This window comes from Pedobacter sp. GSP4 (genome assembly GCF_051857575.1).
Classification (GTDB): Bacteria; Bacteroidota; Bacteroidia; order Sphingobacteriales; family Sphingobacteriaceae; genus Pedobacter.
Genome location: NZ_JBPZIR010000011.1, coordinates 64,269 through 78,099, shown reverse-complemented (window position 1 = coordinate 78,099; position 13,831 = coordinate 64,269). Strand labels below are relative to the sequence as shown.

General features: G+C 38.8%; 11 protein-coding genes. 10 read left to right on the top strand and 1 reads right to left on the bottom strand.

Annotation, left to right across the window (positions count from 1 at the left end; translation table 11 throughout):
• Positions 1-6 precede the first annotated feature (6 nt).
• The 3 genes from nadD to ACS5PU_RS22025 all read left to right on the top strand — a co-directional run bounded on the left by nadD (position 7) and on the right by ACS5PU_RS22025 (position 2,841).
• Positions 7-603: a nicotinate (nicotinamide) nucleotide adenylyltransferase gene (gene nadD / locus ACS5PU_RS22035; RefSeq protein ID WP_439461322.1), complete on the top strand. Its 597-nt coding sequence runs from the start codon at positions 7-9 to the stop codon at positions 601-603.
• 108 nt (positions 604-711) lie between these two features.
• A complete protein-coding gene (locus ACS5PU_RS22030) occupies positions 712-2,412 on the top strand; it encodes a glycoside hydrolase family 3 protein (RefSeq protein WP_439461321.1) in 1,701 nt (566 codons plus the stop codon).
• A 219-nt stretch (positions 2,413-2,631) separates the two neighbouring features.
• Positions 2,632-2,841: a hypothetical protein gene (locus tag ACS5PU_RS22025; protein WP_439461320.1), complete on the top strand. Its 210-nt coding sequence runs from the start codon at positions 2,632-2,634 to the stop codon at positions 2,839-2,841.
• Between the two features lie 60 nt (positions 2,842-2,901).
• Here ACS5PU_RS22025 and ACS5PU_RS22020 read toward each other — a convergent pair whose 3' ends face one another.
• The gene (locus tag ACS5PU_RS22020) at positions 2,902-3,435 is read right to left on the bottom strand and encodes a thioredoxin family protein (RefSeq protein WP_439461319.1); all 534 of its coding nucleotides are present in this window, start codon (positions 3,433-3,435) and stop codon (positions 2,902-2,904) included.
• Positions 3,436-3,666: 231 nt separating this feature from the next.
• Here ACS5PU_RS22020 and ACS5PU_RS22015 point away from each other — a divergent pair, with 231 nt between their 5' ends.
• The 7 genes from ACS5PU_RS22015 (at position 3,667) to ACS5PU_RS21985 (ending at position 13,719) form a co-directional block, all read left to right on the top strand.
• Positions 3,667-4,320 (top strand): TatD family hydrolase, encoded by a 654-nt coding sequence (locus tag ACS5PU_RS22015; RefSeq protein ID WP_439461318.1) that lies wholly within the window; start codon positions 3,667-3,669, stop codon positions 4,318-4,320.
• A gap of 136 nt (positions 4,321-4,456) precedes the next feature.
• On the top strand, positions 4,457-5,257 hold the full coding sequence (locus tag ACS5PU_RS22010) for a tRNA threonylcarbamoyladenosine dehydratase (protein ID WP_439461317.1): 801 nt from the start codon (positions 4,457-4,459) through the stop codon (positions 5,255-5,257).
• 72 nt (positions 5,258-5,329) lie between these two features.
• Positions 5,330-8,548, top strand: a complete 3,219-nt coding sequence (locus ACS5PU_RS22005) for a UvrD-helicase domain-containing protein (protein WP_439461316.1) — start codon at positions 5,330-5,332, stop codon at positions 8,546-8,548.
• Positions 8,549-11,407, top strand: a complete 2,859-nt coding sequence (locus ACS5PU_RS22000; RefSeq protein WP_439461315.1) for a PD-(D/E)XK nuclease family protein — start codon at positions 8,549-8,551, stop codon at positions 11,405-11,407.
• A gap of 651 nt (positions 11,408-12,058) precedes the next feature.
• The gene (gene tnpA / locus ACS5PU_RS21995; protein WP_439461314.1) at positions 12,059-12,496 is read left to right on the top strand and encodes an IS200/IS605 family transposase; all 438 of its coding nucleotides are present in this window, start codon (positions 12,059-12,061) and stop codon (positions 12,494-12,496) included.
• Positions 12,496-13,053, top strand: coding sequence for a GNAT family N-acetyltransferase (locus ACS5PU_RS21990; RefSeq protein ID WP_439461313.1), 558 nt, complete (start codon positions 12,496-12,498; stop codon positions 13,051-13,053). Before tnpA ends, ACS5PU_RS21990 begins: the two co-directional genes overlap by 1 nt.
• A 285-nt stretch (positions 13,054-13,338) precedes the next feature.
• Positions 13,339-13,719 (top strand): hypothetical protein, encoded by a 381-nt coding sequence (locus ACS5PU_RS21985; RefSeq protein ID WP_439461436.1) that lies wholly within the window; start codon positions 13,339-13,341, stop codon positions 13,717-13,719.
• Positions 13,720-13,831 lie beyond the last annotated feature (112 nt).

The following is a 13,831-nucleotide window of genomic DNA, read 5'->3' as shown; positions in this document are numbered from 1 at the left end:
TGAAAAATGTCAACTGAAAACCGCCAACTGAAAACTGGACTCTTCTTCGGTTCGTATAACCCCATTCATACCGGGCATTTAATCATTGCCAATTACATGGCCAACCATACCGAACTGGATGAAGTATGGCTGGTGGTTTCTCCGCACAATCCATTAAAAGATAAAAGTGGTTTAACCAACATGTACGATCGGTTGGAGATGGCCAAACTGGCTACCGAAAATGCAGCGCATATCCGTGTGAGCGACATTGAGTTTGCCCTTCCGCAGCCATCATACACAATAGATACCCTAACTTACCTGCACGAAAAATACCCCGATAAAAAATTTGTACTCATTATGGGGGCTGATAACCTGGTATCGCTCAAAAAATGGAAAAACTACGAGGTACTTTTAAAAAACTACCAGATTTATGTTTATCCAAGGCCTGGAGCCAATGTTGCTGAGTGGGAAAACCATCCGTCCATTACGTTTACAAAAACACCTTTAATGGAAATTTCTTCAACATTTATCCGTAAAGCCATTAAAGACAAAAAGAATGTTCAGTTTTTCCTGCCCGATGCAGTGGTCGATTTTATCGAAGGTAAAGGTATGTACAGTTCTTAAACCACACACTTTTCTTAAAACCTACTGTATTAAATCGATTAATGGACTGGTTTTTGTTTAATTCGCCTTTTGATTATTAATTTAGCAGCAGCTGATACAACAAAACACGTGAGAAAAAATTTATTGATCCTTATTGCCCTTTGTGGCACCACATTTTCTGTAGGTGCACAACAAAAAACCTATTTAGAATTACTGGCCAATCAACCCAAATGGGTAGATTCGGTTTTTAATAAACTTAACCGTAGAGAACGCATTGCACAGATGTTTTTTGTACGGGCACATACCAATCTGGGTAAAAAATATACCGATTCGGTTGGAGAGGTAATTAAAAAAGAACAATTGGGCGGGGTAATCTTTTTTCAGGGCGGCCCGGGCAGGCAGGTTTTAGCTACCAATGCTTACCAAAAACTAAGCCGTGTGCCCTTAATTGTAGCCAACGATGGCGAATGGGGCTTAGGCATGCGCTTAGACAGTACCATTGCCTATCCTTACCAAATGGCCCTTGGTGCAATACAAAATAAGGAGCTATTGTATAAAATGGGCCTAGAAGTAGCCAAAGATTATAAACGGATGGGGATGCAGATGAACCTGGCTCCTGATGCTGACATCAATAACAACCCCAAAAATCCTGTAATAAACTACCGTTCTTTTGGCGAAAACAAATATAACGTAGCTACAAAAGTTGCTGCTTACATGAAAGGCATGCAGGACGGTGGCTTGCTAACCACCTTAAAGCACTTTCCAGGTCACGGCGATACAGATGTAGATTCGCATTACGATCTGCCTCAGCTAACCTTTTCAGCTACACGTTTAGATACGTTAGAAATGTATCCCTTTAAAGAACTGATTAAGCAGGGCGCATCGGGCATTATGATTGCACACATGAACATACCATCGCTGGATAATACACCAAACCTGCCATCTACGCTTTCTAAACCGATTGTTACGGGTATTTTAAAGCAAAAGCTAGGTTTTAAAGGATTGATCATTTCTGATGCCATGGATATGAAAGGTGTGGTTAAATATTTTAAAAACGGAGAGGCCGATTTGATGGGCATCATTGCCGGAAATGATATTTTAGAACTTTCGGAGAACAGCGATAGAGCCATTAAACTGGTACGCAAGGCTGTTAGGCAAGATCGGGTGAGCATGGAACAAATAGACCAGAGTGTGCGCAAAATATTAACCGCTAAGTACTGGGCTGGATTAGCAAAACGCGATACCATTGTTACCCAAGGTGTGGTTGCAGCGGTAAACCGCAGTTCGAGCAATGCATTGATACAAGAGCTGGCCAATGCATCGGTAACGCTGTTAAAGGGTAAAGATTACATCAAACGCCTCATTCCAATTAGAAGAACAGCCATTATCAGCATCGGTGTGCCTTCGGTTACTACCTTCCAAAAAGAAATTATGAAAGGTTACTACAATTCCGTTTATTACGTGTTGGACAAGGATGCAACAGCGACCCAAATTTCAAATATTGCCCGCGAAGTGGCAGCCTTCGATCAGGTTATTGTAGGTATTCACGATAGCCGTGCAAGACCAGCAAACAACATCCCATTAAATGCTGGCGTAAAGAACTTCATCAAAGAGTTATCGATGAAAAATGCCGTTTTCGCTTTATTTGCAAATCCATATAACTTAGCCGGTTTACCAGGTTTAGAAAACAGCAAAGGTTTGGTTGTTGCTTATCAGAAAGAAGATTATATGCAGATTTCTGCAGCGGCAGTAATTAATAACCGATTGGTGCCAACAGGTAAATTACCCGTAAGCGTAGCGCCGTTTTATAAATTTGGCGATGGAATGTAATTTGTAACCACAAAGACAAAGAAGACACAAAGAATTGGGTTTTGAATGATCGAATGTTTTGGGTATCACCCCATTCACTCATTCAAAATTCATTCATTCCAACATTCAAAATTAGCGATGACACGCTTTATTCTTTCAGCTTTGAGCCTTTAACTTTTTAGTTTTTTCCAAAACAATTATCGCATCAAAACGATTATCTAATCATAAAACCTCAATGTTATGATAGATCCAGAAGATGACAATTATTCAAACGATCCTAATGATGCTTTGCGCAGGGAAGACGATGTAGAAAATATCAATGAAATTAGTGGCGACGACACCAGCATCGAACACGATAAAGATTTGTTGGAGCAAGCCGACGAAGCATCAAGAGCTTCTTATGAGCTAAACCTTGATGATGAAGGCGATGAAGATGAATTAGATGATTAAAAAAAGCCTTGCAGATTTTATATCCGCAAGGCTTTTTGCTTTCAGGATTAAGATATTACCCTATTTAGCCTTGGCTTTATACGTTTCTGGATCAACAGCAGTGGTTGTCCATCCTTTTAAAAAAGAGGTGATTTTCTTTACATCATGTCCAACTTTCTTTTTCCCATTGGCCGCAACTTCTTCCGTTTCTAAATAAGAAGAGTTTTCTATATGCAATACTTTTCCTTTTCCATCTAAAATTAAAAATACCGGAAAACCGAAACGCTGTGGATAGCCAAGACCGGCTAAAACGCTTTCATTTTTATTTTCAGGGCTATAATTAACCAAAACGGTTTCAAAATTATCGTTAATGTATTTTTTTAGCGTAGCAGTGCTGTCCACCAGATTATGAAAAGCGATGCACCAGGTGCACCAGTTACCGCCAACCTGTAATAATACATGTTTATTTTCTTTAGCTGCCTTCGCAACCGCAGCAGCAATCTCTGCCTTGGCATCGGCCTGTGGATTGTAAATATGAACGCCTTCTTTTTTTGCCTGGCTAAAGGCCGCAGTAGAAATTAATACTGCTGTTAATAATATGACTAGTTTTTTCATGTTTTTTAGAATAATATTCAAATGTAGTAAAGTCTAGTATTATTGTAGATTATTCGCAAATTCTTTACAGAGCGGATACATTTTTGGCTCATAGTTCATAGTTCATAGTTCATAGTTCATAGTTCATAGTATGGAAAGTCTTGCTGGAGAAAGGTTTAATCATCAACTTCCATCATCCATCTTACATCCTACATTTTCCATCTTCCGTTTCTATCCTATCTTTGTAGTTAAATGGATTTTTTAGACATACATACCCATAAAGCTGCTACTCAACCTGGGGTAATCAGCATTCAAAGTTTATCCTTAACCAGCGATATCTTTTTGGCCATGCCTAAATCAAAGCCCATTTCGGTTGGCCTTCACCCTTGGTACGCCACAATGGAGAGGCTAGACTTACAGATGAAATATCTGGATGTTTTAGCCCGACAGACCAATGTAAAACTTATTGGAGAATGTGGCCTGGATAAAATTAAAGGTGAAAGTGTAGAAAATCAAGTCCATATTTTAGCACAGCAGATAATGCTTGCTGAAAAAATCAATAAGCCATTAATCCTCCACTGCGTAAAGTGCTTTTCGGAGCTGATGGCCGTTAAAGATAGATTAAAAGTAAAAGTACCGATGATTATCCACGGTTTTAATAAAAATGAAGCGCTTGGCAAACAATTGTTAGCTAAAGGTTTTCTGCTTTCTTTTGGTCAGGCTGCTTTAAAAAAAGATTCTGGTGCAGCAAAGCTGATTCAAAATACTGATCGTTTTTTCTTAGAAACCGACGATGCTGCTATTTCAATACAGGAAATTTACCAGGCTGCAGCCATTTTAAAAAAATGTACGGTTGATGAGCTTAAAGCTCGTATTTTTGCAGACTGGAACAAATTGAAACAATAGCCACGGAGTTACAAAAATTATACGGTTTAAAACCGTACTTCATTGGCAAAAAATAACTACAGCTTAACACTGATAGACACAGAGAAATAAATAGCTGTGTTCATCCTTTTTATCTGTGGTAAAAATAAATAGATATATGTCTGATGTTAGCTGGCTTTCGCGCTCTGCCCTCCTTGTTGGAAATGATGGAATAGAAAAACTCCAATCCAAGCACGTTTTAGTTATTGGTTTAGGCGGTGTTGGTTCTTTTGCAGCCGAATTTATCTGCCGTTCTGGAGTTGGCGAAATGACGATTGTTGATGGTGATGTTGTTGACCCAACGAACCGCAACAGGCAACTGCCGGCACTGGCCACCAATCATGGAGTAAGCAAAGCAGCAATTATGAGCGAAAGGTTACTCGCCATTAACCCTGAGTTGAAACTTCATGTGGTGAATACTTTCCTTACACCAGAGAAATGCAGGGAAATTTTAGAATCGAAATTCGATTACATTATGGACTGCATTGATAGTGTAATGCCTAAAATTACCTTGCTTTCAACAGCTTTGGAGAAAAGCATCCCAATTGTAAGCTCAATGGGTGCCGGTGGTAAAATGGACCCCACCAGGTTGAGGATTACCATGCTTCCTGATACCTATCAATGTGTTTTTGCCAGCTATGTACGCAAAAGACTAAATAAACTTGCCAATGCCGAAAAGATCAAAGCAGTTTTTTCGACAGAGCAGATGGATAAAAAATCGATGATCATGACAGATGGCAGTAACTTTAAACGTTCGGCCTATGGAACAGTTTCTTACCTGCCAGCAGCATTTGGTGGGGCATGTGCATCAGTTGTAATCCGCGATCTGCTTGGCCTCCCTGTCGAAATGGCCGAACGGCCTGCAAGGATCAGTCATAAAACCCTGGCCAAAAAGAAAGGCAAAAAGACCCGTTCTTAATGTGCTGTTGATATTATGATTTCGGGAAAATTTTAAATTGTTGTAAGTTTAAAATTCGAGAGAAATTATATTATGCCCAAGCCCCTTAAAATCCTTCAAGCATCTGCAGGTTCCGGTAAAACATTCAGTCTTACCGCACATTACCTTACACTGCTTTTCAGCGGCGAAAATAAATACCGCGAAATTTTAGCGGTAACTTTTACCAATAAAGCTACTGAAGAGATGAAAACCAGAATACTGGAAGTTTTACTCGGACTGGCAAAAGGAAACCCATCAAAAAAAATTGACGATTACCGAAAACTTGTACTACTGGCCTACCCAGCATTAAGTTCACAGGACCTACAGCTTAAAGCCGATAAAATTTACCGTAAAATTCTGCACGATTATAGCCGTTTCTCGGTAAGTACGATTGATGGTTTTGTGCAAAAAGTAATCCGAGGCTTTGCTTTTGAGCTTGGGCTCAATGCCGATTATAATTTGGAAATGAATTATGATAAGGTAAAAGACGATCTGGTGGCCAAACTGGATGAAGCACTCGACCACAATAAACAGCTCTTGCAATGGATTATCGACCTGGCCATAGAACGCATTAGCGATAACAAAAGCTGGAACTACAAATTTGAGCTCTACAACCTCATTGGAGAGATATTTTCGGAACGTTTTCAGATTTTTGAAGACGCTGTAACAGCCTTGGGCTTGGAAAATATCGACGAGCTTTTTAAAAAATACATCAGTGTAACCAAAGCGGAGATCAAAAATTTTGAAGAAGAAATTATCCGCATTGCTACCGATGCACACGAGGCTATGGGCGTTACAGGTGTAGAGACAGAACACCTAAAAGGCAAATCGCGCAGTGCGCTGGCCAAAATAATACTCGTTGCCCGTGGCGACTTTTCCAAAACAGAACCGCTCTTTAATCTAATTGATGAACCAGACGAGTGGTTTCAAAAAAATGCAAACTTTCCTGACACCTACGATATCGTTAATCCACTTTTAAAACAACTTAAAGCGCATTATTTAACACATTTGCCCAATTACAGTCTCGCTATAGCTTTTAACAAAAACCTATATTATTTGAGGTTGATGCAGGAGATTGCCATTTTGTTAAAAGAATACCGCGCCGAGAATGATAACCTGCTTATCAGCGATGCGCAGAAATTAATTTCGGGAATTACCGAAGATGCCGGCGACAACCCTTCTTTCATCTGGGAAAAAGTGGGCAACAGATACCGCAATTTCCTGTTCGATGAATTTCAGGATACCTCTACCAGCCAGTGGGGAAGTTTTAAATCGCTCTTAACGAATGCCATGGCCACGCCAAGTCAGGAGTTAATAGACCATTTAATTGTTGGCGATACCAAACAATCCATTTACCGCTGGCGCAATGGCGATTGGAATATCCTGCATAAACATGCCAAACGGGATGTTGGAATAGAAAATGTGCTCGAAGATAGTTTAGCAGAAAATTACCGGAGTGCAGAAAACATCATCACTTTTAATAATGTGCTTTACCGCGCCATACCGCTGACTTTACAAAATGAGTTAAACCAGAACCTGCTTACCAAGCCGCAGCTTATTTCCTCCTGGTGGGAATCGGAAAACTATAACCACATCATTACCGATATTTATGGGGCATCTACCCAGAAGTTTGCCACCAGTACTTTAAAAGGCGGAACCATAAAAATCAAAAAGTTCGGCAAAGAAAATGCACCCAACGAAGCACGTTTTACCGAAACAGTTTTTAGGGATCTGGCCTTAGATGATGTGATTGCAGAAATTAAGCAATTAAAAGAAGAGCAAAACTATGCCTTGAAAGATATTGCCATTTTGGTGCGGTCGAACAGTGAGGCTTTATTAATCGTAAAAAAATTAATGGAGCATAAATTACCCGTTTTATCCGGCGATGCTTTATTGATTTCGAACAACTCGGCCATACAGCTTATCATTAACACGTTAAAAGTGCTGATCGGCCTTGAGTCGCAAACGGCTTTGTACAAGGCCAACTGTATTGCACTTTATCACTCGCTGCACGAAAAAGACATAGATGCCAATTACTACCTAAACCTTAGCATTAAGCCATTAAGTACTTTAAAAGATACTTTACCGGCTTCCCTATGCGAAAACTGGCAGAGCTGGTTGCAGCTTCCACTGCCCGAACTGGTAGAAATTTTGATAGAAAACTATGGCTTAAAAAACCTTACCGCACACCTACCTTATTTGCTTGCTTTTAGAGATCTGACGGCTTCGGCAGGCAAGCTAGGCGAAAAAGGCATTATTTCATTTTTAACCTGGTGGGAAGAAGATGGCATTAAAAAATCATTGCCCTCGCCAGAAGGCGCAGATGCCATACAGATTATCACCATACATAAATCTAAAGGTTTAGCCTTTAGGGCTGTTTTTGTTCCTTTCTGTAACTGGGAAATTAAGGGCAAGCCAAATGGTACTTTCTGGGTTTCATCAGAAGAAACTGTTTACAAAGAACTTAAGGGCATTCCGTTGAAATATAATGAGGCGTTGGCCGATTCGGCAATTGCAAAGGCCTATTACGAAGAATTGCTTTATAATAACATGGATGCACTTAACATGCTTTATGTGGCCACCACCCGCTCAAAAGACTATCTCTACCTAGCAACCATGGCAAAGAAAGAATTTAAACTTTCGAACATGGGCGATGTGATTAACCTCACTTTTGACGATCAGTTTAATGAAAATGGCGTGTATGAAATTGTTGATTTTGTAACAGCTGAAAGTAAATCCGAAGATTCAAATTTTATTGATTTAAAAAGCTACCCAACCACTGCCCGCTTATCTGAGCTTTATATCCCATCAGAAGATAAACACCTTAGGCATTTGGTCAATATTGAAAAATCAGGCAGAAAAGGTTCATTGCTCCACGATATTTTGGCCAATGCCAGTAACGTGCAAGAGGTTGATAATTATATTGCCACTCTAGTTTTAGATGGGATTGTGCAGGAAGATGAACAGCCTGACCTGAAAGCAAAAGCATTGGAAGTACTGGAAAATGCCGACCTGAAAGCCGTTTTGGATAAAGCCACAGGCAGCATAACCGAAAAAAACATTATCGATGCTAAAGGCAAACTTCACCGGCCTGACCGCATTTTGTTCAACAATGAAGAAGTGATTATACTCGATTATAAGTTTACACTTAACGAAAGTGATAAACACCTCGAGCAGGTAGAAAACTATAAAAACCTACTTTTGGATATGGGGCATACTCAGGTTTCGGCCTATTTGTTTTACGCCATCAGTGGCAAATTAAAGTTAGTATAAATGATTAAGCCTTTTTTACAGGAAGTAGCCGAAGATTTAATTGAAAAATTTGGATCCGATATCCAGCATTGCGCCATTGTTTTCAACAATAAAAGACCGGCAGCCTATTTACAGAAATATTTTGCCAATCTGATTAAAAAACCTTTTTTCAGTCCATCATTTTATACTATACAAGAGTTTTTTGCTTCTGCCACCAAGCATAAAATTGCCGATTTCTATCTACAGTTTTTCACCTTACATAAAATCTATAACCAGCTTTTGGCCGAAGAGGGCCTTGAACCGATTTCGAGCCATAAGTTTTTCCCGCTGGCCAAGATTATCCTAAGCGATTTTACCCAGATTGACAACGATCTGGTTGATGCTGAAAAGCTATACCGCGATCTGGAAGATATTTCAGTGATCAATAAAGATTTTGATTATTTAAGTTCAGAGCAATACGAGTTTCTGTCACAATTCTGGACCTCCTACTCAGAAGGGAAGCACAAAAAGCAGCAAGAACTTTTTATTAAAATGTGGCGCAGAATGCCTAAGCTTTACCATAAGTTTCATGCCACGCTTAAGCAGCAGGATTATTTAACCAACGGTTATGTTTACCGCCATTTGGCCGAAGAAATTGAAGATCAGCAGCATTTACCAGTAAATTTTGAGAAGGGAAAAATCATTTTTGTGGGTTTCAACGCCTTAACTAGTGCCGAAACAAAAATTTTTACCAAACTGCAGGAAACCGACAAAGCTTTATTCTACTTTGATGCAGATGAATATTACGTAAGCGATACTTCGCAGGAGGCAGGTTTATTTTTAAGAAAGAACCTAAATCAACTGGGGTTAAAAAATGTATTTGAGAACAGGCCCAGCCTGATGAAATCAGAAGCGCACCAGGTAAATGTTTTCAAGGTTCAGGGGCAATCGGCGCAGGCCAAAATATTAAATAATATTTTAGAAGAAGATTATGCAGCCCAAACAGCTATAGGCAGCACTGTTGTGGTGCTGGCGGATGAAAGCCTTTTAATGCCTGCTTTGCAAACCATTCCTACCACATACAACCAAAAACAAGTCGATTTAAATATTACCATGGGCTTTGCCCTGGCCACATCGAGCATATTTGGCTTGGCCGATTTATGGTTTTCGAGCCAATTGGAAATCCTGCACAGCTCGAAGGTGAGTTATAAAAATGTAGAAGCATTTTTAACGCACCCTTTAACCGGTCTGAGCCAGAAAATGCGTGATAAGATCCTCACTGCATTACTCACCGAAAATGAAGTAGAAATTCAGCACGAACGTCTGTTAAGGCAAAGTGGCCTGTTTGAAGTATTTTATAAAAAAATTGATAGCCCGAAGCAGGTTGTACCTTATTTGCTGGATGTTCTGGATTTTATTCTAACCCGCTTATCGAATGCCAAAACATTAAAGAAAATTGATGCGGAACTTTTTGTAAAAACCATACAGGAATTAAACCGCCTGCACGATACTTTTGGCAAACATATTGGCGAGGAAGAAATTCCCTTTGTAATTTATCTGGTTCAAAAATCACTTCAGGCTATTGCAGTGCCGCTTTCTGGCGATCCTTTAAACGGGATTCAATTGATGGGTTTATTGGAAACCCGGAACCTGAATTTTGATAAAGTGGTTATTTTGGGCTTTAATGAGGGTATTATTCCAAAATCATCTATCGGTAACAGTTTCATACCCGATTCCATCCGCCGTGTTTACGGACTGCCCGTTTTAGAAAACCTCGATGCCATTTCATCTTACATGGTTTACCGCTTAATGCAAAGGGCAAAGCAGATCAATTTTGTTTACAACAGCTTAACCGACGAATCTACATCGGGCGAAGCCAGCAGGATTTTAAAGCAACTGGAATACGAAAGTGGTTTCAGTTTTACCTATAATGAACTCAATCTAGAAGTAAAAACGGAGGCTTTTAAAGAAGTAAGGATCGAAAAAACCAATAATGCTTTTATCCAGGAAACCTTGCAAAAATACCTCGATAAAAAGAAGGTACTTTCCCCATCGGCGCTTACACAGTATATTTCTAATCCAATCGATTTCTTTTTCAATTACATTGCCGGAATTAAAGAACCTAAAGAAGTTAGCGCTGTGGTGGAGGCCAATGAAATCGGTTCTATTTTACACAAAGTTATGGAGTATTTCTATCAGGATTTGATGAAGGCAGAAGTTACCAAAGAACGGATTACTGAAAAACGCAAGCAGGTGCCGGCACTGATCCAAAAAGCTTTCAATGCCGTGATGTTTAACCATCCTGATAAGGTAATGGAATACAAGGGCATGCAAAAAGTAATCTTATCCATTGTAGATGCCTATGTAAATATCATTTTAAATCAGGATGAAAGCCAAGCCCCTTTTCAGATCATTAGTTTAGAGCAAAAGGTAGAAGCCGAAATCAGTTTTCCGTTAAAGGGGAAAGAGGCCAGCGTTAAAATTTTTGGTTATATAGACCGTGTTGATGTAAAAGACGGGGTTACCAAAATAATCGATTATAAAACCGGTAGCGATAAATTAACTTTTAAAGATGTTCCCGAGCTGTTTAACTCCGATGGCAAAAACATTAACAAGGCACTGGTTCAAACCCTGCTTTACACCTATGCCTACGAGCAGTTTTCGGGCAAAACCTTTGTTGAGCCAAATTTATATGTAGTAAAAACAATGACAGTAGATGGCGTATGGTTTAAATCGGGCAGGCAAACACTTTCAGGCGAATATCTTGAAGAGATTAAACCAGAATTTCTTTTTGAACTTCGAAAAAAACTGACGGAACTTTTCGAAGCTCCCTATTTTGTTGCCAGTGCTGTTGATGATAATTACAAATATTCTATCTATAAAACTTTGTTTGGGAAATAATTTGGCTAAAGCCAATAATGATTTTTAATTGGCTGTTGGCTGAAGCCAACAACCATGAATTAAAAGCAGATGCCAACTAATTGGTTACACTTCATTTTGCCGTCAGCCTTCGCTGATGGGAAACAATAGGCATTCAAACGGCTTTAGCCACATTCATTATCCTATTTTAAATTCATTGCGATCCGCTTCAGTGGATGGCAAATATTAGTGATTCAAACGGCTTTAGCCACATTCATTATCCTATTTTAAATTCATTGCGATCCGCTTCAGCGGATGGCAAACAATAGTGATTCAAACGGCTTTAGCCACATTCATTATCCTATTTTAAATTCATTGCCATCCGCTTCAGCGGATGGCAAACAATAGTGATTCAAACGGCTTTAGCCACATTCATTATCCTATTTTAAATTCATTGCGATCCGCTTCAGCGGATGGCAAATAATAGTGATTCAAACGGCTTTAGCCACATTCATTATCCTATTTTAAATTCATTGCGATCCGCTTCAGGGGATGGCAAATAATAGTGATTCAAACGGCTTTAGCCACATTCATTATCCTATTTTAAATTCATTGCCATCCTTCAGCGGATGGCAATTTTATATTTCCCATATCAGATAAAAATTGTATTTTGGTTTAGTTAAACTTTAAATTATGTCGTATGTAAGAATTTGGGTACACCTGGTGTTCTCAACTAAAAACCGACATCCCTATTTAACTAAGAATATCCGTTATAAAATCCATAAACACATTATGGATAACTGTAAAAACAAATCCATTTTTCTTCAATCGATAAATGGATTTACAGATCATTTACATTGTTTAATTTCGCTTGGGAAAGATCAGTCTATCGCGAAAGTTGCTCAGTTAATTAAAGGAGAATCATCCTTTTGGATTAACCAGAACAATTTAACCGAAATCCCATTTATATGGCAAGGGGAATATTATGCAGTTTCGGTAAGCGAATCACAATTAAGTTCAGTTATAAACTACATCAAAAATCAAGAAATCCATCATTCAAAAAAATCATTTGCCGATGAAGTAAAAGAATTTGAGGATAAATATAAATTTGTATTACTAAAAGAAACCTGATGCTAACGATAAATTTCACCAAATTCCCAAGCTTAGAAACCGAGCGTTTAATTCTCCGTGAGCATCAGTTATCGGATGCGGAGAACTTATTTGCCATGCGCACCAACGAAACAGTGATGAAGTACATTGATAGAGAAAGGCCTAAAGATTTGTTGGAGATAAAAACCTTCATCACCAAGTTTAATGAGGGTTTCGAAAACGGCGATAATCTAGCCTGGGTCATCGCATTGAAAGAAGATCCTTCTCAAATGATTGGTTCTATCGGGTATTGGCGAACGGATTATGCCAACCACAGGGCCGAAATTGGTTACATGCTGCATCCCGATTATTGGCGGAAAGGAATCATATCCGAAGCCTTGAAAAGAACCATCGATTTTGGCTTTGTGGATATGAACCTGCACAGCGTCAAAGCAAACATCAATGTAGAAAACAATGCTTCAAGGCAGATGCTTATTAAACACGGCTTTGTAAAAGAGGCTCTTTTTAAAGAAGATTATTATTTCAGAGGCCAGTTTCTTGATAGCGAGATATATGGATTATTAAATCCAAATCATTAAAATTCTTATATTTGAATATGTACCGTTTAGATAGGACAGCATTTAGTGCACAAAAAGCAACAGAAGCCAGTAAAAAGGATCGGATTTATTATCAAAATCTCTCATGGCAAGAACGCTTAAAAATTGTGAATTACTTAAATAGCGTAGCTTTCAATTACCCCGAGAATAATCCCCCAAGAATGGATAAAACCATATTTTCGGCTCGAAGCAGAAAATAATGGGAAATATTTTCAATGATGATTTCCGCGAGTTCATCCAAGCCCTAAATAATCAGGCGTAAAATATATTCTGGTTGGTGGATATTCCGTAATACTCCACGGATACTCCCGAACAACAGGTGACATGGATATTTGGGTGGAGAGATCAGAGGAAAATTATAGTAAGATATTTCATGCTTTTTTTCAATTTGGCATGCCTGTATTTGACATGACCAAAGAAAACTTTCTCCATCATCCGGATTGGGAAGTTTTTAGTTTCGGAAGACCACCGGTTTCAATTGATTTAATGATTATTGTTAAAGGATTAAGTTTTGAAGAATGCTATACAAATTCAGTTTTCTTTGAAGAAGATGGTTTAAAAATAAGAACTATAAATTATAATGATCTGATGCTTGCAAAAAAATCAGCAGCACGGGCAAAGGATCTTAATGATTTAGAAAATCTTTAATCTAAAAACCACGGCTTTGTAAAAGAGGCTCTTTTTAAAGAAGATTATTATTTCAGAGGCCAGTTTCTTGATAGCGAGATATATGGATTATTAAATCCAAATCATTAAAATC